Here is a 21164-nt window from a genome sequence, read left to right on the forward strand (position 1 = left end):
TGGTTTTTTTATGGTCTTAACTGATTAGTTCAGCAGATAAAGTAATGGTTGTATTTAGCAGTTTTGAAATCGGACAGATTTCTTTAGCTTTTGCTGCTGTTGAAGCAAATTCCTCCGCAGATATGGATGGAACTTTACCTTTTAAATCTAAGTGAATCAAAGTGATTGATCCATCTTCAAAAGTTACTGTAGCTTCTGTAGTTAAATCGTCGGCTGTAAACCCAGCTTCATTTAGTAAAAAGCTTAATTGCATCGTAAAACAGCCAGAATGAGCTGCAGCAACCAATTCTTCAGGATTTGTTCCAACGCCATCAGCGAATCTTGTTTTAAAAGATAATTGTGCATTATCTAAAGTTGTACTTTGTGTACTGATTGTTCCTTTTCCTTCCATACCGGTTCCTTTCCAGTTGGCGTGTGCTTTTCTTGTAAATTTCATATTCTCCGTATTTAAAATTAGTATTAAATGTTATTTGCTTGATTGCCAGTTAATAGTGGTAACTCAAATATAATCAATATTTTGCAGAATAGTTTTATGAAATTTAATTGTATTGTTAAGTTTTGGGTTTTAGGTTAGAGTGAGTTTTAACCGCAAAGCTTACAATCCCGATGGCTATCGGGATACACAAAGTTTTCAAATCTTGCAGACTTTGCGTTAAAAAATAAGCGCAAAAAAAAAGTGTAACAATTGCTCGTTACACTTTATTATTCTTTAGAATTCGACTAGAATTACTCTTGTCCTAAGTTTCTTAATTGTTTCAATTTATCTTTCCAAACTTCAAGGCTTTCTTTGTGAATTGCAATGTTTTTACGAACCTCTGTCACAATTGAATTCTCTTTTTTGGCATTTTTTGTGTTGGTAAAGAACTGAATGTTATTTTCTAATTGAAAAATTTCATTTTGAACTTCTTCAATTTTACGCATAATAAAGATCTTTTCATTGTCTAATTTACGCGTATCATTGCTGTCAGATAAAGAATCAAGACGATTTGCAAAACGCATCATTTCAGATTCTTTTTTGCTTAAACTTAGTTTTTCAAAAAGAGCATCTAAGATTTTATTAAATTTCCCTTCAATATGTCTTCTAGAAAAAGGAACTTTTCCAAAACCTTTCCAAGTTTCAATATGTGCTTTAATGGCATCTAAATCAGTTTTGTGATCTCCAGTTAGTTGGAAAGCTCTTAAAACATCCAAATAAGCTTTCTTATTGTCAAAAGCAGCCACTTCATCACTGTTCTCTTCAGATTTATGCTCTTTTAATTTGTCAAAATAATGGTTGCAAGCATCCTTAAATTCTTTCCAGATTTTGTCTGAATATTTTTTAGGAACATGTCCAATTTGTTTCCATTCTTCCTGGATCTGTTTCATTACAGGTGTAGTAGCTTGGAAATCGGTGCTTTCCTGTAATTCTTTAGCTTTTGCTACAAGAGCCAGTTTTTTATTTAAATTATCGTTTTGGTCTTTTTTAATGTCTTTATAAAACGAATTTTTAAAAGCGTTGAAATTTCTAACTGCAGTTTTAAAAGTAGCCCAAGTTTCTTCATTAACTTCAGAAGGTACTTTTCCAGCTGCAAAAAACTCATTTCTTAGCTCTTCTACTTTTTGAATTTGAATAAGCCATTGAGAATGAGAATTTACTTTTTCGCTTCCAAGCACTTCAATTTTAGCAATAATTTCTTTTTTGGCTTCAAGATTTTTTTGCTCATTTGCTCTTTGGCTTTCAAATAAAAGTTCTCGCTTGTCATGTATTTTCTTAGTCAGTTCACTAAACTGATTCCAGATGGCATCACGATGTTCTTTAGAAACAGGTCCGATTTCTTCTTTCCAGATTCTGTGTAAATCTTGTAATTCACGGAAAGATTTGCTCACATCGGCATCGTTTGCCAATTCTTCAACGCGCGCTATAATTTTTTGTTTTAATTCTAAGTTATGTTTAAAATCTAAATCTCTAGCCTCACGGTCTAAATGAAGATAATCGTAGAAATTTTCTACATGGAAGTGGTAATTATTCCAAACGTGATTGTATTTGTCTTTTGGAATAGCTCCGGCATTTTTCCATCTTTCTCTTAATTCATTAAAATGCTTAAGAGTATCTTTTATATTTTCCTGCGGATTAATTAATTCTTTTAATTCTTCAACAATAGCTAGACGATTTTCTAAATTGCTTTTTAAATTCGTCTGTAAATGTTTAAAATGAGCATTTCTTTTCTCTCTAAAAACATTATAATATTCGTCGAATTTTGATTTTAACGGAAGGTGATATTCAAATTCTTCATTCGGATCTGGATTAGAAGCTAAAAATTCTTCTTTTTTCTCTTCTATAAGATGATGATATTGCAGCAAGAAAGCTTTTTTGATTTCTTCAATATGATCTTTTACAGACATTACCTTGTCTATATTCACCAATTTTTTCAGTTCATCAACAAGTGCATCCAGGGTAAATGTATTGTAATCTTGCATAGGAATGTCGTGACGTTCCTTTAGCGTTTCGTCTTCACTTTCAGCAGCGTTCGAATTGGTTATAGCATCCAATGCCTCCTGATGGGCATCTTCTTGTTTTGTTACTTCATTTTCAGTTTCTGAGACCAAATCTTCGGTCAAAGTTTCAGAATCTGAAATTTCGATTGCATCATTTGCTACAGAATCATTTATTTCGATTCCTGATTTTCCGTCTGCTTCATGCAGGTTATCATTCTTTTCTTCTAACATCTTTAAAAATGTATAAGGTTTTTATTTTAAACAGTGCGAAAGATAGTAAAGGTGTTTCTAACTACAAAATAAATCCTTTGTTTATACGCTAATTTGCGATGAAATTCTTATTGTTTACTTCAACTTGACAGTATGATATATTAATTTTTGTTGTTTTAATTGATAAGTTAGAAATAATATTATTTTCGATTTTTAATTGAAAAACATATAAATCCTAAAAAGTCAAGCTGAAATAGCAGTTTGTTCAAAATCAAAACAAAATCAGCATCCCGACTTCCATACCAAAATTATATGATTTTTCGCCACCAAAAGCTACGCTGGGGTGTACATAAACTAAGTTTGTTGGAGTTATTTTTCTGCCAAATTCCATAAAGGCATTATTTTGAAAGCCATCCAAAACGTAATTGTATCTAAAAGCTACATCTGTAGCAATCCAATTTTTTCCGAAGAACCATAACAAGTTATTTTCTAATAATGTTACACTTACATCGCTACGATTGCTTGATCCTGCAAAACTTTGGGAATGTTCAATGGTCGCAATCCATAAAAATTTCTTTTGATTGAAGTATTTTGCAAAAATACCAGCTGGAATTACCACCCATTTTCCACTTCCAAAACTTGGATCTACAGCAGAATTTGAGATTACACGGGTTCTAAGGCCAATGCCATTATTTTTCTTAAAATAGGGTATGAAACTTAGTCCAGCACCAACATCGCCAAGTCCAGTTTGATTGATAGAATTGGAGTTGGTTGAAATTAAAGGTAAATCAAATCTCAGATTCCAAGCTTTGTTGCCTATTGGTTGTAAGACACGTAAATTTGTAGTGTTAAAAGAGCCATTCTTAGTGTCTAAATATTCATTGTACAATAGAATAGTTTGCAGAAAATAATGATATCTAGGCTCGGCAAAAGGGCTATTGCTTCTGTCTATATCTTCGTCTTGAGCAGCTGCAAGAAATGTAATAAGAAAAAAAATGCTAAAGTAAAGTAGTTGTTTTTTCATAACTGTCTGCAAATGAGTAGACTAATTTACGAAAAATACTTTAACATTTTAATTTTTTATTTGTTCCAAATTTTCCAAGCTTTCTCTGCCTGAAAAATAAGCATATCGTGTCCGTTTTTAATTACGGCACCCATTTCTTTTGCTTTTCGCAAGAAAGTGGTTTCTGCTGGATTGTAGATTAAATCGTATGCAATATGTTTTTCTGTAAAGAATTCATAAGGCAAATTTGGACAAGCATCCACATTTGGACTTGTTCCAACTGGCGTACAATTAATTATAATTTGAAAATTATCAAAAGTAGTAGCATTAATCAAATCGTAATCAATAATGTTTTCTTTTGCTTCCCTAGAAACAAAAGTGTACGGAATGTCTAATTCATCCAAAGCAAAAGCAACGCCTTTAGAAGCGCCTCCTGTACCTAAGATAAGAGCTTTCTTATGATGTGGTTCTAATAATGGCTTTAAAGACTTTTTAAATCCGTAATAATCGGTGTTGTAACCCTTTAATTTGCCGTTTTTAGTAAATTTAATTGTATTGACAGCGCCAATTAGAGCGGCTTTTTTTGATAATTTATCTAAGAAAGGAATAACTTGTTCTTTGTACGGAATCGTAACATTTAATCCCTTTAAATCAGGATTGTTTTTAATTAATTCTGTGAAGTAATTAATTTCAGAAATGTCAAAATTCTCATAGCTGTTGCCAGCAAAAACTTCATTATTAAATTTCTCTGTAAAATAACCTTTTGAAAAAGAGTAGCTTATGTTGCGTCCTAATAATCCAAAACGTCTTCTTAATAAAATATCAACCATTCTTATTTACGATGTTTTTCTATATAATTTTTTACTGTTTTTTTTGTCCAAACCACAGGAAACAAATCTTCGATCAAGATATAATTGTCAAAATTTAGGCGTAAACCATTGCTTAAATGAAATTTAGCTTTTGTATTGTCCTGAATCATGAAATACAATCCTGCTAAACGGTATTCGATTTCATTTTCTTCAGGAAAATATTCTGTCGCCTGCAATAAAGTCTGGATAGCAGTTTCAAATTCTCCCAAAAACTGAAGAATATCAACCCAGTATAACCAAGTATCTAATGCATAATCTCCAAATTCAACTGCTTTTCTAAAACCAAATTCGGCTTCTTCAAAGAAATTCATTTGTTTATTGATTGTTGCATATCTTTTCCAGTACAAACGATTTTGATTGTCGATTGCCAATGCTTTATTGACAAAAAACAATGCTTTCTGATAGTTTTTCTGGCGAAGATGAAAATCTGTTATCGCAATCCAGCCTTTATCTAAAAGTGGATCTTCATGAACAGTTTGGTTATAGTATTGGATTGCTTTTGCTAAATTTCCAAGTTTTTCATAACATTTTCCAATTCGAAGCAATGCATAAGATGTTGCATCGTCCAATTCAATGGTTCTGTTATAGCTTTCAATTGCTTCATTGTATTTTTTAAGGCGTTCATAAGCTTTTGCTTTTTCCATGAAAGCTCCTAAAAATTCGTCGTCAATCAATGTTGCGTAGTCAAATGCGCGAATAGCATTTTCATATTCTTTTACGCCATAATGAAGACGTCCAAGCTGATGCCACGCAATTTCGCTATACGGATTTCTGTTAATATATTCGTTAAGATATACAATAGCCTCTTGGTTCTGATCTAAAAATTCAAAACAATAGACTACGTTATAAAGAGCAGATTGGTCTTCTAAGTCTTCTTCAAGACACTTGATAAAATTCTCCTTTGCCAGCTCGAGATTGTCCATAAATAGATATTCCATTCCAATCAAATTGTACACGTCAGCGTAATCATCAGTGTATTGAAGCGCGATTTTTAACAGTTCGACTGCTTTTTCGTGCTGATCTCTTTTTGAACAGATATTGGCTTTCTGGATATAGATTTCCTCGTTGTTAGGTTCAATTGCGTATAACTCATTCAAAAGCTTTTCAGCAATCTCGAGTTTGTCATCATAAACTAGCATTTCTACTTGTACTAATTTTAAGCCTGTAGATTTTGGATGCTGGTCTAATGCAAGTTTTAAGGCCTTTTTTGCTAAATTAGCCTTGCCTATGTCTAAGTAATGAAGAATTATTTCTTCAAATTCTTCAGAATCAAAAAAGAGTACTTTGTTAGTTTTTAACATCGACTCAAATTTGGATAGGGATAGGTTATAATCTTCTTCTTCGTTGCTTAATTGCATACTTCGTATATTTGAAATTAGCCTGTTATAAATTTAGGCAACCATATAATTGTTGTAAGGATAGGAAATTAATTGTTTTGAACAATTTAATTAACAAAATATGGCGTTTTTTATTCTGTTTTGGGAAGAAATCTCCTTTATAATTAAGGGATTAACTTCGATTTTGTCATTTTTTTAATTAAGCCGAAAGATTATAGTGAAATATAAATGGAATGGTACTTCGTGTCGTTTTTATTAAAAAGCACCGAAATATTTCAAAAATAATTTTTCATTTTAGCTGTTGCTCTTTTTCATTATCCCATCCATAACTTCTAAAATAATGGCGCATCCTTCTCTAATTTCGTCTTCAGAAATGGTCAAAGGAGGTGTAATTCGTATAGCACATCCTTCAAATAAAAGCCAAAATAAAATAAGGCCTCTGTCTTGACAGGTTAAAATGACTTCGTTGGTAATGTCTGCCGATTCTGTCATAGCAGCAAGCATTAATCCTTTTCCTCTAACTTCTTTAATCAAAGGGTGTACCAAAAGCGATCTGAAGAGTTTTTCCTTCTCCAGCGTTTCTGCTATTAAATTTGTTTCAGTTAATTCTTGCAAAGTAGCCAAACAAGCTGACGCAATGACAGGGTGGCCTCCAAAAGTGGTAATATGTCCTAATTTCGGATTTTCTGTTAAAAGATCCATTTTTTCAGCAGAAGCAGTAAAAGCACCAACCGGCATACCGCCGCCCATTCCTTTTCCCATAACTACGATATCTGGAACAACATCGTAATTTTGGAAACCAAAAAGTTTTCCTGTTCTTCCAAAACCTGGCTGGATTTCGTCAACAATCATTAAAGCTCCAACTTCATCACAGCGTTTACGCACTTTTTGAAGGAAATTGTTTTCTGGCTGAATAAAACCTGCTCCACCTTGGATGGTTTCTAAAAGGATGGCTGCCGTTCTAGTAGTTATTTTTTGTAGATCTTCTTCGTTATTGAAAGTAATAAAATCAACATCTGGCAATAAAGGTCTAAAAGCCTGTTTGCGTTCTTCAAATCCCATAACGCTCATAGAACCCATCGTGTTTCCATGATACGCATTGTGGCAAGAAATAAGCTGACTACGGCCAGTAACTCGTTTTGCTAATTTTAGCGAACCTTCGATTGCTTCCGTACCTGAATTAACCAAATAGGTTTTATTTAAAGATTCAGGCAGGAGAGAAGCCATTAATTTGCAGTATTGAACTGCTGGACTCTGAGAATATTCTCCGTAAACCATTACGTGCGAATATTTATCCAGCTGATCTTTTATAGCCTGATTTACTCTCGGATGCTGATGTCCTAAAGTACAAGCCGAAACTCCAGCAACAAAATCTAAATATTTTTTATCGTCTGTGTCGTAAATGTAAGAGCCGATGGCATGTGAAACTTCCATTCCGAGTGGGTAAGGAGAGGTTTGCGCTTGGTATTTTATAAAATCTGGATTCATTTTTTTAGCTTCTAAGTTGCTGAGATACTATGATTCTGAGCTACTATGTTTTTAACTGTAAACTGTGACCGCGACTGAAAACTTTTTTAGGTTCAAAGTGGCGAAGGTACTAAGGTTTTAAGTTTTTTTACTTTACGCTTAAGTTAACTTTGTGGTTTAAACAATCGTAAAGCACTGTAAACTGTGACTGCGACTGAAAACTACTTGCTTTTAGCTTTCGTGTCTGTCTTAGCTGCTGGGTTTTTCTTATCGTAATTCAAGGTTTCCTTCCTGACTTTCAGAGGAACATTTTTACCTTTTTCTTCTTCGTCTTTACCCTGTTTAATCAGTTTCTCATTCATTTCATTTTCTTCGGCAGTAAAAATGTCATCTTTCGACTTTATTCTTTCGTCTCCACGCCAATTCATGCCTCGCAGTTTACGTGCGTTTTCGGGAAGTTCATCCTCAGGAAAAATATCTCCGTCGACTTTATTGAAGAACGTAATCGTTTCAATAGCATTGTTTTCCAATATCATATTGATTTTACTGCTGACATTTTTATTAATTCCGATTAGTTCATGGGCATCGTTCCGCATATAATAAATTACTTCGGTGTTTTTAATGACATCAACATCATGAAGTTTCCCATCCCGAAATTTGCCAAACAAATTTAGTCCCTTGACTTGATTAAAACCAGTTCCGAGCGTGTCCTTAGATAAGACAAAAGTATTGTTTAGAACTTTCAAAGAATCAATTTTTCTTGTTTTATTGTCGCCAATTAAGTGCATTAAATCACCAGTAATTTGGTTGTCACCATTCCAAAGAATCGGATTTCCAATCAATTTTGTCAAGGCAGTTTTAGAATTCGAATGAATAGAATCGCATTTACCGCTCATGTCTGTTTTATAGAAGCGAACATTTTTAAAAGCTCTAAGGATTCTTTCTCCTTCTTTACCTGTAACCATTAATTTTTGTCCGTGAATGTAAACCGAATCATTTTCAACTAGATTTACAGCAACAGCTCTTTTGGTTACAAACATGGAATCTTTCAGTTTGTAAAGTTCTGCGTAATGCCCTTTTACAATTCCTTTGTTAATAGAATCGGTAATTTTTACATTTCGTGTTGCTGAAGCAAATTCGGTATTTCGATTGTAGTATAAACTATCGCCTTCTATCCGCCTATCGTCATATTTGATGTACGATTTTCGAAGAAAATGCGCTAAGTTTTTCTTTGTATCGTAAAAACCTTTTTCGGTATAGATGTAATTGGCTTTACTGGTAATAGTCGAAGGTCCAAGAAGATAAGTATGTCCGGAATTACTGTAATAATCCAAATGATTGGATTTAATTACATATTTCGGATTCGTAATGGTAACTTCGGTTAAAAACTGAAACTTCTTTTCTTTTACAAAATACCTTCCCGATTTGCTGACCAAAGTATTGTCTTTGTTTACAATCGTTCCTTTTGTATTGTAAAATGCTTCTTGAATATTTCTATCAAAATTAATAGTATCAGTCTGTAAAGTAGCATCAGGTGAAGTTAGAACTGCATTTCCTGTTGCAAAAGCTTTTTTTTCATTACCGCTATACTCTGCGTATTTACTATTTAAAAACAAAGTATCTCCCTGTACCAATTGTACATTTCCGAATGCTTTTAAATAATTCTCTTTTTGAAAAAAATAGGCTTTGTTGCAAGTTAAAACAACTCCATCATGGTTTACTTTTACATTTCCAGTAAGTAAAAGCGCATCAGGTACATTAACTTGATCCACGTCAGAAAAGTCAGCATTCTCGATGACGATTGTTTTTGGAGATTGTGCAGGTTTTTTTGCTTGCGCGAAAGTAAATTGAACGCTTAAAAAAGACAGGCAAATAAATATGAAAAAGAGTGATTTCTTCAACTGATTAAATTTTTGTCAAATTTATAAAAAAGGTTAGAACCTGTGGCGGTTATTAGCATTAATTTATAATTAGTCATTAACAGTCTAATGTTGAATTTGGATGTGATTTAATTTTTCAACAAAATCTCTAACTCTCACGTTGTAGTAGTTGTATTTTAAGCAGAAAAGGGTGTAAATTAGATAAATCGTTTTCGGGATTTTAAAAAATGAGCTATTTTTAGAAAATTGTTCTGATGCTTTTTGGTATCAAAATTAAAGAGACAAGATAAGAATAGCCCAAAATATATGATAAGTAAAAAAATAATTGCAGCCGGAATCACATTAGCTATACTTTTTTCGGCCTGTAAAACAAAAGATCTAAAAATGAGTACTGCAAAAGAGCAAACTGTAACTGATAGAAAAGTTGTAGTGTATCAAGTTTTTACACGCCTATTTGGAAATAAAAATACAAACAATAAACCATGGGGAACAATTGAAGAAAATGGAGTAGGGAAGTTTAATGATTTTACAGATAAAGCGCTTCATGAAATAAAAGATTTAGGGGTTACCTATATTTGGTATACCGGAGTTCCGCATCATGCTTTAGTACGCGATTATACAGCTTACGGAATTTCAAATGATGATCCGGAAGTAGTAAAAGGCCGCGCTGGTTCTCCTTATGCTGTAAAAGATTATTATAATGTAAATCCAGATTTGGCTGTAAATCCTGCAAAACGATTAGAAGAGTTTGAAGCTTTAATCAAACGTACTCATAATGCCGGTTTGAAAGTGATTATCGATATTGTTCCAAATCACATTGCCAGAAAATATGAAGGAAAATCGAATCCAGAAGGCGTAAAAGATTTTGGTGCAGATGATGATGTTTTGGTTGAATATAAACGAGATAATAATTTCTATTATATTCCGCAGCAACATTTTGAAATTCCCGACGGAGATATTCCGTTAAACGGAGAAAAAAATGTGCTTATTGATGGGAAATTTGACGAAAACCCTGCAAAATGGACAGGAAATGGTTCTCGTAAAATTAAACCTGACCAAAACGACTGGTACGAAACGGTAAAAGTAAACTACGGAGTGCGTCCAGATAGCACTAAAGATTTTCCTGAACTTCCTGCTGGTTTTGACCAGAAATCGTATGAAGAACATTTTGCTTTTTGGCAAGATAAAGATGTTCCCAATTCTTGGAAAAAGTTTAGGGACATTGCGTTGTATTGGACAGCAAAAGGTGTAGATGGATTCCGTTACGATATGGCAGAAATGGTTCCGTATGAATTTTGGAGTTATATGAATTCTTCCATTAAAACGAAAAACCCAAATGCATTTTTATTGGCTGAAGTTTATAATCCGAATGAGTATCGCAATTACATTCGTTTAGGAAAAATGGATTATTTGTATGATAAAGTCGAAACGTATGATAAGCTGAAAGATGTAATTCGCGGAAAATCTTCGCCAGACGAATTAACTAAAATCCAAAACGGAATGGCAGATATCGAGCATCATATGCTGCATTTTTTGGATAATCATGATGAACAGCGTTTAGCAAGTCCTGAATTTGCAGAAACTCCAGAGAGAGGAAAACCTTTAATGGTGGTTTCGGCGACAATTAGCACTTCTCCAACAATGATTTATTTCGGACAAGAAGTAGGAGAGGCCGGAAATGAAGATGCAGGTTTTGGAAAACGCTCAAGAACATCAATTTTTGATTATATCGGAGTTCCAAATCATCAGCGTTGGATGAATGATGGTAAATTTGATGGAGGACAGCTTTCTGAACCTGAAAAACAGCTTCGTGATTTTTACAAACGCTTATTGAATTTTACGATTAATAGCAGTGCTTTAATGGGAAGTTTTGAAGAAATTCAAACCGTAAACCGACAAAACAATGAAGGTTATGATGCGTTGCTTTATTCTTATGCACGCTGGTCTGAAAACCAAAAATTGATTGTAATTGCGAATTTTTCTTCTGAAAAAGGAAGTGAATTCAATCTAAAAGTCCCTTCATCGCTTATTTCTAAATGGAATTTGAAAGATGGAGAATATCAAATGAAAGATCAATTGTATCAGAATAAAACTTTTATGTTAAAGGTGCAAAATGGAGCAGGTGAGGCTACAATTTCGATTCAGCCTTCAGAATCTTTGATTTTGGAATTGAAATAAAAATACTTGAGATCATAGAAAAAACTTGTTTAGAATTGACTAAGCAAGTTTTTTGTTTTTAGACCTTTTTTTGCAAAGAAAAAATCTCTCTAATAGAAAATGTTGCGCCACAGACAAATTCGTCTGAAGCGCCGTAATAAACAGTTAGTGTGTCGCCGTCTGGTTCGACAATATGACCGTTTGTAAAAACCACGTTTCCAAAGAAACCACTTAATTCATAACTTGTTTTTGGAAACATAATCGGTGTTTCTGTTCTTGAAATAACTTTTGTAGGGTCTTCTAAATCCATTAAAAAAGCACCTAGACAATACTGGTGAAATTCATTGGCTCCGTGATAAATTTCAAGCCAGCCCAATTCTGTTTTTATAGGAGCAGCTCCAGCACCAACTCTTTTGCTGTCCCAGCTTTCTTTTCTAGTTTTTACAATACATTTATGATTTCCCCAATGAATGCCATCTGGAGAAGAAGCAATCCAAATATAATTTCCACCAATGTCTACGCTGCTTGGGCGATGTAAGGCGTAAAATAGACCATTGATTTTCTCTTCAAAAATGGCGCAATCTTTATTATGGGGAGGAAATATTAATCCGTGTTTTTGAAAATTCTTCCAATCTGTAGTAGTTCTCAAGCCAACGGCAACACCACTAGGAGAGACAGATGTAAAAGTGAGATAATATTTTCCTTCAATGAGAGAGACACGACAATCTTCGATCCCAAAAGTTTCTAATATTCCTTCGCCAACCAAATGCGGATAATTTTCAGGTTCATAAAACCGTTTTCCGTCTTCACTACACAATAATCGAATATGAGATAAAGTAGTTAAGTAGTCAATTCCTTGATAATTAATTACTCGAGCATCTGTTGCAATAAGTTCAGGATGATCTTTTAAAATTTCGATAATTTGAATTGTTCCTGCTTCTGTTAAGATTGGAAACGAGATAATGTTTTCAGCTTGTTTTGGTCTTTCTGCAACACGTACTGCCAGCCATGTTTTATTTTGAAACTGAAACACGCCAGGATTCAACAGACAGGTAATTTCTAAACCTTCTCTGCTGGGTGGTATATCAGATGGCGACAATAAAGGATTTTCTGTAAAACGATTGGCAATATCTTTCATGATCTTCGTTTAAGTACCTAAAAGGTATAAAAAAAAAGCTGATACTTACTTGTATCAGCTTTTTTTCTATACTTTTTTAACCTTTTTGAGTGCTTCAACGTAATATTCGTTTACTTTCTCCCAATTTATATGATTGTAAAAGGCGTCAATATAACTGCCTTTTCGATTTTGATAATCTAAATAATAGGCATGTTCCCAAAGATCAATTCCCATAATTGGAGTTCCTGGAATCAAGGCGTTTTTCATTAACGGATTATCTTGATTGTCTGTTGTGGTAATTTGTAATTTGCCATAACGGTCCACAACTAACCAAACCCATCCAGAACCAAATTGTTTTTCTGACTGTGCTTTAAATTGATTTGTCAGATTATTAAAAGAACCAAATTCTTTATCAATAGAACCTGCGAGAGTATCTTTTGGAGTCTGCTCTTTTGGAGTAAGAATGTTAAAATACAAAGTATGATTGTAGTATCCACCTGCATTCTGACGAAGTTTTAAATTAGTTAGAGGCATTTTCTTTAAAATGTCTTCAATAGGCATATTCTCAAACTCAGTCGATACAATTTCTTTATTAAAAGCGTTGGTGTATGATAGATAATGTTTAGAATAATGAGTCTCTAAAGTCAGAGTTCTAATGTCTGGCGCAAGTGCATCATAATTAAATGGCAGTTTTGTCATTTCAAAAGAACCGGGATCGGCTTTAACATCATTTGGTGAACCAATAGTTATTTTTTCTTCTTTTGTTGGAAGAGGAACTTCAACTACTTCAACCAACTTATCTTCTTTACAGGAAAATAATAGTAAAAATGAAGCTAAAGTGCTGAAAAGAACAACGTTTTTCTTCATAATGTTTTTATTTTGATGTTAATGAATTGATGATTTCGATATAATTTTCTTTGGCTTCGTCTACAGACATATGGCTAATCTGCATCCAAGCATTGGTTTTAAAAGCATTTCGCAAATCAAAATTTTCAGATTGATTGTAGACTGCTGTGCCAAAAGTAGCTTGTTTGTAAAAAGCGTAAAGTCTTAACTGCACATCTTGTGGCAGCGAAGCCTGAGTCATTGTCATAGCAGCTTCTACGGCTTTAGCGAAGCGAATATCTAAATCTTTATCGGCCATTTATGCTTTTGTAGCAATAATTGTTTTTCCTCCAATCGCTTTTTGATTCAACTCAACATTGATTGGTGTACCTAAAGGTAAAAATAAATCTACTCTTGAACCAAATTTAATAAAACCAGCATCAGTTCCTTGCACAACTTGCATTCCTTCTTTAGCGTAGTTTACAATTCGGCGAGCCAAAGCTCCTGCGATTTGTCTGTATAGAACAGCGCCAAAAGTTTCGTTTTCGATTACTACAGTAGTTCTTTCGTTTTCTTCACTCGCTTTTGGGTGCCAAGCCACTAAGAATTTACCAGGGTGATATTTACTAAATTTAATAATACCATCCATTGCATAACGTGTTACGTGCACATTGATTGGCGACATAAAAATAGAAACCTGTATGCGTTTATCTTTAAAATATTCTCCTTCATAAACTTCTTCGATCACCACCACTTTTCCATCAACTGGAGCTAGGATATGATCACTGTTTCTAACTGCAATTCTCTTCGGGTTTCTGAAGAATTGTAAAATAATAATCAAAATTACAAGCGCTGCAATTTGAACAAGCATTCTAAGCCAATTGATATCTATAAATCTTTCAGCAATTAAAAGTACAGCTACAGTAAATACAGTACCTAATAAAATGGACGGGCCTCCCTCTTTATGAAACATAATATAAAATTTGATAAAATAAAAATATAATTGGTGCTACAAATATAACACTATCTAATCGATCTAAAATGCCTCCGTGGCCTGGCATTATCGAACCGCTGTCTTTTATGCCAGCAATTCGCTTAAATTTGGATTCTATTAAATCTCCAATAGTGCCAAAAATACTCACAATTAATGCGATAATCGTCCAAATTAAGATCGATGTGTTGCTAAACTCAGGTTTAGGCTGAATGTAGAGTTTAGAAATCAAAAATCCGGCAAAAGCTGCAAAAACAACCCCGCCAAGAAAACCTTCGATTGTTTTTTTAGGAGAAACTCTCTCGAATAATTTGTGTTTTCCCATTGATTTTCCAACTAGATAGGCAAAAGTATCGTTGGTCCAGATTAAAACAAATAATCCTAAGATGATTTTCGGATTATAATCATTTGTTCCAAAAGAGATTTTTACAATAAAAATAAATGGAAGCGTAATATATCCAAGGAGATATAAATACTTTGAAGAAGTGCTTATTTTCTGAATAGAATCATAAAATAAGAATATGATACATTTTATAGATACAACTATAGTAACAGCAAGAAGAATTAAGTCTAATTGTTTAATGTTAACTTCAAGGTTTATGTTGGAATTAAAAGTATCGTTTAAGAATTTGCTTGTCTGTTTATTGTAATGACTTACTAGAATAGTGGTCGAATAAATCAGAATTCCAAAAAGTATAGAAAACACTTTATTCAGGTTTACTATATTAGAAAATTCATATATCGTAATAATTAAGAAAACGCCAAAAAGAGTAATGAAGCTTTCAGTAGAAAACAATATTGAAGTTAATAATAAAGCGATATAAACAGCACCAGAAATGGTTCTCTTCAGTGTTTCGTTCATCTTAAAGATCTTCTAAAAGCAATAAATAAAGGTTTTTAGCAACACTTCCGTATTGTGTAAAATCTTCTTCTTTCGCTTTTTCGAAATATTTTATGGTAGTGATATTAGTAGGATAGTCCCTTTCGTATTTATGTTTTATTGCACTTAATCCGTCACTTTTCATAGGAAGGATTTGGCTGGTAGTGGCTATTATGACAATATTTGCGGGTAATTCGTTTGGTTTGTTTTGTTTAATTTGTCTAGACGAAAATAAGATAGAACCTTCATCGGCAATAAGGTTTTCGCAGCTTGCTAATAAGAACCTTGGCTTGGTTGGTGCACTGTAAAAAAGTTTGTTTTCGTCTAGTAAACCAAATAAAGCAGGTTCATAGCATAAAACTTCTTGTTCAAACCAGTCGTTTTCTTCTAAAATGTTTTCAAACTGTTCAGAAAGTTCTCCTGTGTTTTCGCAGTACAAAAATTTACCTCCATTTTTTTTGAAATTGAAAATAAATTGCTCGTCTAAAGATAAATGACTGTTCTGCGCAGAAGTTCCCGCATATTCGCTTTCGTTCTCTTCGTCAGAAGCGGCTTCACTAGAGCCAAATATTTTTTTGAAAAAATTCATTTTTTATATGAAATGCTTTACATGTTAATTGAAAACGTTCAAAGATAAAAAAATCTTAATTCAAAAGGATGTTTTGAATTAAGATTTTAAAAAATTATTACGTATTTCGTAATTACTTATGAAACTACTTCTTCTAAATTTTTGTCAAAAGTACGTTTTCCGAATATGTTTTCTAAGTCATCTTTAAAGATTACTTCTTTTTCAATCAGAATATCAGCAAGTTGGTTTAACTTATCTTTGTTTTCTTCTAAAATCTGAATTGCTCTCTGATATTGACCTTCAATTAACTCAGAAATTTCTTTGTCAATAATTTTTGCAGTCTCATCAGAATATGGTTTAGAGAAGTTGTATTCGCTTTGTCCAGTTGAATCGTAATAGGTAACATTTCCGATTTTATCATTCAATCCGTAAATAGTTACCATTGCACGAGCTTGACGAGTTACTTTTTCTAAGTCGCTTAATGCGCCAGTCGAAATTCTGTCAAAAGTTACTTTTTCAGCAGCTCTACCTCCCATAGTAGCACACATTTCGTCTAACATTTGATCTGTTCTAACGATTTGTCTCTCTTCTGGTAAATACCATGCAGCTCCTAAACTTTGTCCACGAGGAACAATTGTTACTTTAATAAGTGGTGCAGCGTGTTCCAACATCCAGCTTACAGTAGCGTGACCAGCTTCGTGAATTGCAATTGCTCTTTTTTCGTCTGGAGTAATGATTTTGTTTTTCTTTTCAAGACCACCAATAATTCTATCAACAGCATCAAGGAAATCTTGTCTGTCAACTGCAGCTTTGTTGTTACGAGCAGCAATAAGAGCGGCTTCGTTACAAACATTGGCAATATCAGCACCAGAGAAACCTGGAGTTTGTTTTGCTAAGAAATCTAAATCTAGACCTTCAACTTTTTTGATTGGAGCTAAGTGTACTTTGAAAATTTCAGCTCTTTCGCGAATGTCTGGTAAGTCAACAAAAATTTGTCTGTCAAAACGTCCTGCACGCATTAAAGCTTTGTCTAGAACGTCAGCTCTATTGGTAGCTGCCAAAACAATTACGTTAGAGTTTGTGCCAAAACCGTCCATTTCTGTTAGTAATTGGTTCAAAGTATTTTCTCTTTCGTCGTTTCCGCCAGACATATTGCTTTTTCCTCTCGCTCTACCAACGGCATCAATCTCATCAATGAAAATGATAGCAGGAGATTTTTCTTTAGCTTGTTTGAATAAGTCACGTACACGTGAAGCACCAACTCCTACGAACATTTCTACGAAATCTGAACCTGATAAAGAGAAGAAAGGTACTTGCGCTTCACCAGCAACTGCTTTTGCCAATAAAGTTTTACCAGTTCCCGGAGGCCCTACCAATAAAGCTCCTTTCGGGATTTTACCTCCAAGATTTGTGTATTTTTCTGGGTTTTTAAGGAATTCTACGATTTCCTGAATTTCTTCTTTAGCTCCTTCTAAACCTGCAACATCTTTAAATGTAGTTTTAATGTCTGTTTTTTCATCAAACAATTTAGCTTTAGATTTTCCGATATTGAAAATCTGTCCGCCTCCGCCAGCGCCTCCGCCAGACATTTTACGCATAATGAAAATCCATACACCAACAATGATGATGATAGGAAGTAAGCTAATTAAAATATCGCTCCAGTTATTTTTTTGAAGAAAGTTGAAGTCTTTCAGTTTTCCTTCACTAACTGCTTTTTCTAATTTAGTCTGAAAGATTTGATCATTACCAATTTCCAAAGTATAATGTGGACCTTTGTTTGGCTGTTTGAAAATATCTTCAGCAACTTTTTTGTTTGCTGGGTCTTTAAGAGCCGCAGCATTCAAGTATACCTCAGCTTCTGCTTTGTTGTAAACAATTACTTTTTCAATTTGTCCTTTTTCTAGAAGGGTGTTGAATTTAGAAGAAGTTAATTGAGCAGGTTCGCTTAAGCTTGATCCTCCTGTGGCAAAACTTATGAATAAAAAAACTAAAAGTATTGCGGTGTATATTAACCAAGGACTTATTTTAAATTTATTCGGATTTGGATTATTATCTTTAGCCATTTAATGAAAGTTTCTTTAGTATTTGTTCTCGATTGAAGTTATTTTGGCATCGCCCCAAAGGCTTTCGATGTTGTAATATTCGCGAATGTGTTTTTGGAAAACGTGTACTACAATATGTACATAGTCCATTAAAACCCATTCTGCGTTATCGGTTCCTTCTACGTGCCAAGGTTTATCTTTTAAGTCTTTTGATACAATTTTTTGAATTGAGTTTACGATGGCGTTTACTTGGGTGTTTGAGCTACCGTTGCAAATAACAAAATAGTCGCATACAGCAGTATCTATTTCTCTTAAGTCAAGAATATCGATATCATTTCCTTTTACTTCCTCAATCCCTTTGATTATGTTCGCCAGTAGAACATCATTATTAACAGTCTTTTTCGCCATGAATTATTTTATATGAATTTGTAAAGTTACCAAATTTTGTGATTATTTTTGAACCTTAACAAAATATTAAACTAAGATATTTAAATTATTTAATGAAACTAATCAAACTCGATGCCATAGATTCTACAAACGACTTCTTAAAAGCTTTGTCAAGTCAAGATGAACTGGAGAATTTTACAACGGTAACAGCTGAAAATCAGACAAAAGGCAAAGGGCAAGTAGGTGGCGTATGGAAGACTGAAGCGGGTAAGAACTTAACTATGAGTGTCTTGGTGAAAGATTTTCTCTTTAGCAATGAAGAAGTTTTCAATTTAAGTCTCATTGTATCTTTATCTGTTGCAGAGGTTTTAAAAACATTAAATATTCCTGATATTTGTATTAAATGGCCAAACGACATTCTGTCATACAATAAGAAATTGGTTGGCATATTAATCGAAAATACCTTAAAAAGCGATGGCAGAATCGTGTCAGTTGCTGGAATCGGAATCAATGTCAATCAAACCGATTTTACCGAATTGCCAATTGCTTCTTCTATGGCAGTAATCGCGGGTAAATCTTTTGATAAAGAAGAATTAGCTATTTTAATTGTTGAAAAGTTAAAAGAGAAAATTCAATCTTGGAATACCTCATCACAAACTTTCTGGGATGACTATTTCAATTTTTTATTTAAAAAAGGAATTCCAACAGCGTTTAGAGACAATAACAGCCAGGACTTTATGGGAATCATTCAAGGCGTTTCTCCAATTGGAAAACTGCAACTTTTGCTAGAGGATGATTCTGTTGCAGAGTTTGAGATTAAGGAGGTGAAAATGCTTTACTAAGATGCTAAGGTTCTGAAATGCTGAGATTCTTAGTTTTTTATTTTAATCTCGCAAAGTCGCTAAGACGCTAAGTTATTAATGTTTTAATCTTAAAAAAATCTTTGCGTCTTAGCGACTTTGCGAGAGCATAAAAAAAAATGTCCAACAATAGTCGGACATTTTCATTTATAATTCACAATTAATAATTTACCATTATTAAAGCTTGTTCATATTGTTTGCTAAAGTTTCAATAAACTTACTAATTGGACCTTTAACCATCATCGCCATCATAGCGTTGAATTCGCCTTCAAAAAATAACTGAACAGCACTTTCTGAATCAGAAACAGTGTCAATGTTTGAAGTTAGTGTAAACGGAAGTTTATCACTTGCAGCACCCAAAACAATTTTGTTTGGCGCTACTTTATCTTTCATTTTTAATTTGATTTCAGGCATCCCTTTCAATCCAAAAATAAAAGCGTCTTCGCCAGTCACTTCAAATTTAGCAATATTGTCTGGCATTAATTTTTCGAAATTCTTCACGTCAGTCAATTGATCGAATAAATCTTGAGCTGATTTCTGAACAGTAACTTTTGGACTTTCTAAGTTCATATTGTTTTTTGTTTTTTTGTTTTACCGCAAATGTTTTTTTACCGCAAAGACGCAAGGTTTTTTATGTTACTTTGACTTTATTTAAGTTCGCAAAGCTAAAATTAAAAAAAAGAGCAGAGCGATTTTTAGAAAATCTAAAATCTTATTCCTGTCCCCAAGTAGATGGGCTTACGCTCCATTCTTGCAAAGTAGATTGCTGATCTTCTGTGATATATTGTTTTTGAACTGCTAAATCTAATAGGTTTTCGTAGTTGCTTAAGGTGAATAAATCAACATTAGCTTCTTTAAAGTTTGCTTCGGCAACACCAAAACCATAAGTAAATACGGCTGCCATACCTTTAACATTAGCACCTTCGTCTCTTAAAGCTTCAACAGCCAATAAACTACTTTTTCCAGTACTAATTAAATCTTCCACAACCACAACATTTTGTCCTTTTTGTAAAAAACCTTCCACTTGGTTTTGTCTACCGTGTTTTTTTGGTTCCGGACGCACATATACGAACGGAAGACCTAAACTTTCGGCAACCAAAATTCCAACTCCAATGGCTCCAGTAGCGACACCAGCAATCACATCAGGTTTTCCAAATTGTTTTTCGATGTTTTTAGCAAACTCATCACGAACATAGTTTCTGATGCTCGGAAATGAAAGAATTAACCTATTATCGCAGTAAATAGGAGATTTCCAACCAGAAGCCCATGTAAAAGGATTTTCGGGATTCAATTTAATTGCATTTATTTGCAAAAGCAATTCGGCTGTTTTTTCGGCAGTATCTTTATTAAAAATCATAGTACAAATGTATAAAGTTTTTGTAAACGACAAACCACTTTTTTTGACAAATGAAATCTCGCGTGAAACAGATTTCCAATTGTTCTTGTTGGAGAGTATTGATATAGAACAGCTTATTATAAAAATTTTTCAAAATAAAATTCAAAAAGCCATTCTATATCATCCCGACGAAAGTGAGATAATGAAAACCCTTAAAGCCAAGATTCCCGTGAATAAAGCAGGCGGAGGTTTTGTCTACAATAAGAAAGGCGAAGTCTTGTTTATCTTTAGAAACGGAAAATGGGACTTGCCAAAAGGCGGAATCGAGAAGGGGGAAGACATTGAAGCGACGGCTATGCGTGAGGTAGAGGAGGAGACAGGAGTAAACCAGCTTCGTATTACGAATAAACTTCAAAAAACCTATCACATCTTTAAACGCAACGGAAAATACAAACTTAAAATTACGCATTGGTTCGAAATGTTCTCCGATTTTGAAGGAACACCAAACGGACAAATCGAAGAAGGAATAGAAAAAGTAGCGTGGTTAAACCCAGAACAAATCAAAGAAGCACTTAAAAACTCCTACGAAAACATCAAATTGTTATTCGAAGAAGAAAAAAATCCAAAAGAAAAAATGGCAGCGCCAATTGCTTATAGATCAGGACCAGATTCTAAAATAAAAGATATTTAAAGTTTTTAAATTAGAAATCAATCATTTGGACGTGCCACCAATAAAAAAAAGACCCAATCAACTTTGCGT

General features: G+C 33.6%; 20 protein-coding genes. 3 read left to right on the top strand and 17 right to left on the bottom strand.

The features are described from left to right. Positions 1-16: 16 nt before the first annotated feature. The 7 genes from OZP10_RS17910 to OZP10_RS17940 all read right to left on the bottom strand — a co-directional run bounded on the left by OZP10_RS17910 (position 17) and on the right by OZP10_RS17940 (position 9262). Positions 17-436: an OsmC family protein gene (locus OZP10_RS17910; protein ID WP_111283188.1), complete on the bottom strand. Its 420-nt coding sequence runs from the start codon at positions 434-436 to the stop codon at positions 17-19. A 290-nt stretch (positions 437-726) separates the two neighbouring features. Beyond that, the gene (locus tag OZP10_RS17915; protein ID WP_281632088.1) at positions 727-2706 is read right to left on the bottom strand and encodes a DUF349 domain-containing protein; all 1980 of its coding nucleotides are present in this window, start codon (positions 2704-2706) and stop codon (positions 727-729) included. Between the two features lie 250 nt (positions 2707-2956). After that, complete coding sequence (locus OZP10_RS17920) at positions 2957-3709, bottom strand: lipid A phosphoethanolamine transferase (protein ID WP_281632089.1); 753 nt, start codon at positions 3707-3709, stop codon at positions 2957-2959. 56 nt (positions 3710-3765) lie between these two features. Then, positions 3766-4518 (bottom strand): shikimate dehydrogenase family protein, encoded by a 753-nt coding sequence (locus tag OZP10_RS17925; protein WP_177210101.1) that lies wholly within the window; start codon positions 4516-4518, stop codon positions 3766-3768. Positions 4519-4520: 2 nt separating this feature from the next. Further along, a complete protein-coding gene (locus OZP10_RS17930; protein ID WP_177210100.1) occupies positions 4521-5915 on the bottom strand; it encodes a tetratricopeptide repeat protein in 1395 nt (464 codons plus the stop codon). A gap of 273 nt (positions 5916-6188) precedes the next feature. Next, a complete protein-coding gene (locus OZP10_RS17935) occupies positions 6189-7382 on the bottom strand; it encodes an aspartate aminotransferase family protein (RefSeq protein WP_281632090.1) in 1194 nt (397 codons plus the stop codon). A gap of 200 nt (positions 7383-7582) precedes the next feature. Further along, positions 7583-9262 (bottom strand): OstA-like protein, encoded by a 1680-nt coding sequence (locus OZP10_RS17940; RefSeq protein ID WP_281632091.1) that lies wholly within the window; start codon positions 9260-9262, stop codon positions 7583-7585. A 285-nt stretch (positions 9263-9547) separates the two neighbouring features. Between OZP10_RS17940 and OZP10_RS17945 the strand changes: the two genes are divergently transcribed. Continuing rightward, positions 9548-11419, top strand: coding sequence for an alpha-amylase family protein (locus tag OZP10_RS17945; protein WP_281632092.1), 1872 nt, complete (start codon positions 9548-9550; stop codon positions 11417-11419). A 58-nt stretch (positions 11420-11477) separates the two neighbouring features. On the opposite strand, the gene OZP10_RS17950 is transcribed toward OZP10_RS17945, so the two are convergent. The 8 genes from OZP10_RS17950 to rsfS all read right to left on the bottom strand — a co-directional run bounded on the left by OZP10_RS17950 (position 11478) and on the right by rsfS (position 18229). Continuing rightward, a complete protein-coding gene (locus tag OZP10_RS17950) occupies positions 11478-12536 on the bottom strand; it encodes a glycoside hydrolase family 130 protein (RefSeq protein ID WP_281632093.1) in 1059 nt (352 codons plus the stop codon). Between the two features lie 66 nt (positions 12537-12602). Next, positions 12603-13382 carry a superoxide dismutase gene (locus OZP10_RS17955; RefSeq protein WP_177210096.1) on the bottom strand — a complete coding sequence of 260 codons (780 nt, stop codon included), beginning with the start codon at positions 13380-13382 and terminating at the stop codon, positions 12603-12605. 7 nt (positions 13383-13389) lie between these two features. Beyond that, positions 13390-13659, bottom strand: coding sequence for an acyl-CoA-binding protein (locus OZP10_RS17960; RefSeq protein WP_177210095.1), 270 nt, complete (start codon positions 13657-13659; stop codon positions 13390-13392). Then, positions 13660-14313, bottom strand: a complete 654-nt coding sequence (locus tag OZP10_RS17965; RefSeq protein WP_281632094.1) for a phosphatidylserine decarboxylase family protein — start codon at positions 14311-14313, stop codon at positions 13660-13662. Beyond that, positions 14303-15193 carry a phosphatidate cytidylyltransferase gene (locus OZP10_RS17970; protein WP_177210093.1) on the bottom strand — a complete coding sequence of 297 codons (891 nt, stop codon included), beginning with the start codon at positions 15191-15193 and terminating at the stop codon, positions 14303-14305. The genes OZP10_RS17965 and OZP10_RS17970 overlap by 11 nt, the downstream gene beginning before the upstream one ends. A 1-nt stretch (position 15194) precedes the next feature. Then, a complete protein-coding gene (locus tag OZP10_RS17975; protein ID WP_281632095.1) occupies positions 15195-15800 on the bottom strand; it encodes a lactate utilization protein B/C in 606 nt (201 codons plus the stop codon). Positions 15801-15916: 116 nt separating this feature from the next. Next, positions 15917-17842, bottom strand: coding sequence for an ATP-dependent zinc metalloprotease FtsH (gene ftsH, locus OZP10_RS17980; RefSeq protein ID WP_177210091.1), 1926 nt, complete (start codon positions 17840-17842; stop codon positions 15917-15919). A 15-nt stretch (positions 17843-17857) separates the two neighbouring features. Continuing rightward, positions 17858-18229 (bottom strand): ribosome silencing factor, encoded by a 372-nt coding sequence (rsfS, locus tag OZP10_RS17985; RefSeq protein ID WP_177210090.1) that lies wholly within the window; start codon positions 18227-18229, stop codon positions 17858-17860. A 92-nt stretch (positions 18230-18321) separates the two neighbouring features. Between rsfS and OZP10_RS17990 the strand changes: the two genes are divergently transcribed. Next, positions 18322-19050, top strand: coding sequence for a biotin--[acetyl-CoA-carboxylase] ligase (locus OZP10_RS17990; protein WP_281632096.1), 729 nt, complete (start codon positions 18322-18324; stop codon positions 19048-19050). A gap of 195 nt (positions 19051-19245) precedes the next feature. On the opposite strand, the gene OZP10_RS17995 is transcribed toward OZP10_RS17990, so the two are convergent. Further along, positions 19246-19638 (bottom strand): SRPBCC family protein, encoded by a 393-nt coding sequence (locus OZP10_RS17995; RefSeq protein WP_111283220.1) that lies wholly within the window; start codon positions 19636-19638, stop codon positions 19246-19248. A gap of 142 nt (positions 19639-19780) precedes the next feature. Continuing rightward, positions 19781-20425, bottom strand: coding sequence for an orotate phosphoribosyltransferase (gene pyrE, locus OZP10_RS18000; protein WP_281632097.1), 645 nt, complete (start codon positions 20423-20425; stop codon positions 19781-19783). Positions 20426-20432: 7 nt separating this feature from the next. Between pyrE and OZP10_RS18005 the strand changes: the two genes are divergently transcribed. Continuing rightward, complete coding sequence (locus tag OZP10_RS18005) at positions 20433-21095, top strand: NUDIX hydrolase (protein WP_281632098.1); 663 nt, start codon at positions 20433-20435, stop codon at positions 21093-21095. Positions 21096-21164: the final 69 nt, after the last annotated feature.

This window comes from Flavobacterium luteolum, from assembly GCF_027111275.1.
Lineage (GTDB): Bacteria > Bacteroidota > Bacteroidia > Flavobacteriales > Flavobacteriaceae > Flavobacterium > Flavobacterium luteolum.

What these genes read in the sequence shown, in the direction of transcription:
- OZP10_RS17910 (WP_111283188.1), bottom strand. Translation starts at nt 436, where the DNA reads ATGAAATTTACAAGAAAAGCACACGCCAACTGGAAAGGAACCGGTATG.
- OZP10_RS17915 (WP_281632088.1), bottom strand. Translation starts at nt 2,706, where the DNA reads ATGTTAGAAGAAAAGAATGATAACCTGCATGAAGCAGACGGAAAATCA.
- OZP10_RS17920 (WP_281632089.1), bottom strand. Translation starts at nt 3,709, where the DNA reads ATGAAAAAACAACTACTTTACTTTAGCATTTTTTTTCTTATTACATTT.
- OZP10_RS17925 (WP_177210101.1), bottom strand. Translation starts at nt 4,518, where the DNA reads ATGGTTGATATTTTATTAAGAAGACGTTTTGGATTATTAGGACGCAAC.
- OZP10_RS17930 (WP_177210100.1), bottom strand. Translation starts at nt 5,915, where the DNA reads ATGCAATTAAGCAACGAAGAAGAAGATTATAACCTATCCCTATCCAAA.
- OZP10_RS17935 (WP_281632090.1), bottom strand. Translation starts at nt 7,382, where the DNA reads ATGAATCCAGATTTTATAAAATACCAAGCGCAAACCTCTCCTTACCCA.
- OZP10_RS17945 (WP_281632092.1), top strand. Translation starts at nt 9,548, where the DNA reads ATGATAAGTAAAAAAATAATTGCAGCCGGAATCACATTAGCTATACTT.
- OZP10_RS17950 (WP_281632093.1), bottom strand. Translation starts at nt 12,536, where the DNA reads ATGAAAGATATTGCCAATCGTTTTACAGAAAATCCTTTATTGTCGCCA.
- OZP10_RS17955 (WP_177210096.1), bottom strand. Translation starts at nt 13,382, where the DNA reads ATGAAGAAAAACGTTGTTCTTTTCAGCACTTTAGCTTCATTTTTACTA.
- OZP10_RS17960 (WP_177210095.1), bottom strand. Translation starts at nt 13,659, where the DNA reads ATGGCCGATAAAGATTTAGATATTCGCTTCGCTAAAGCCGTAGAAGCT.
- OZP10_RS17965 (WP_281632094.1), bottom strand. Translation starts at nt 14,313, where the DNA reads ATGTTTCATAAAGAGGGAGGCCCGTCCATTTTATTAGGTACTGTATTT.
- OZP10_RS17970 (WP_177210093.1), bottom strand. Translation starts at nt 15,193, where the DNA reads ATGAACGAAACACTGAAGAGAACCATTTCTGGTGCTGTTTATATCGCT.
- OZP10_RS17975 (WP_281632095.1), bottom strand. Translation starts at nt 15,800, where the DNA reads ATGAATTTTTTCAAAAAAATATTTGGCTCTAGTGAAGCCGCTTCTGAC.
- ftsH (WP_177210091.1), bottom strand. Translation starts at nt 17,842, where the DNA reads ATGGCTAAAGATAATAATCCAAATCCGAATAAATTTAAAATAAGTCCT.
- rsfS (WP_177210090.1), bottom strand. Translation starts at nt 18,229, where the DNA reads ATGGCGAAAAAGACTGTTAATAATGATGTTCTACTGGCGAACATAATC.
- OZP10_RS17990 (WP_281632096.1), top strand. Translation starts at nt 18,322, where the DNA reads ATGAAACTAATCAAACTCGATGCCATAGATTCTACAAACGACTTCTTA.
- OZP10_RS17995 (WP_111283220.1), bottom strand. Translation starts at nt 19,638, where the DNA reads ATGAACTTAGAAAGTCCAAAAGTTACTGTTCAGAAATCAGCTCAAGAT.
- pyrE (WP_281632097.1), bottom strand. Translation starts at nt 20,425, where the DNA reads ATGATTTTTAATAAAGATACTGCCGAAAAAACAGCCGAATTGCTTTTG.
- OZP10_RS18005 (WP_281632098.1), top strand. Translation starts at nt 20,433, where the DNA reads ATGTATAAAGTTTTTGTAAACGACAAACCACTTTTTTTGACAAATGAA.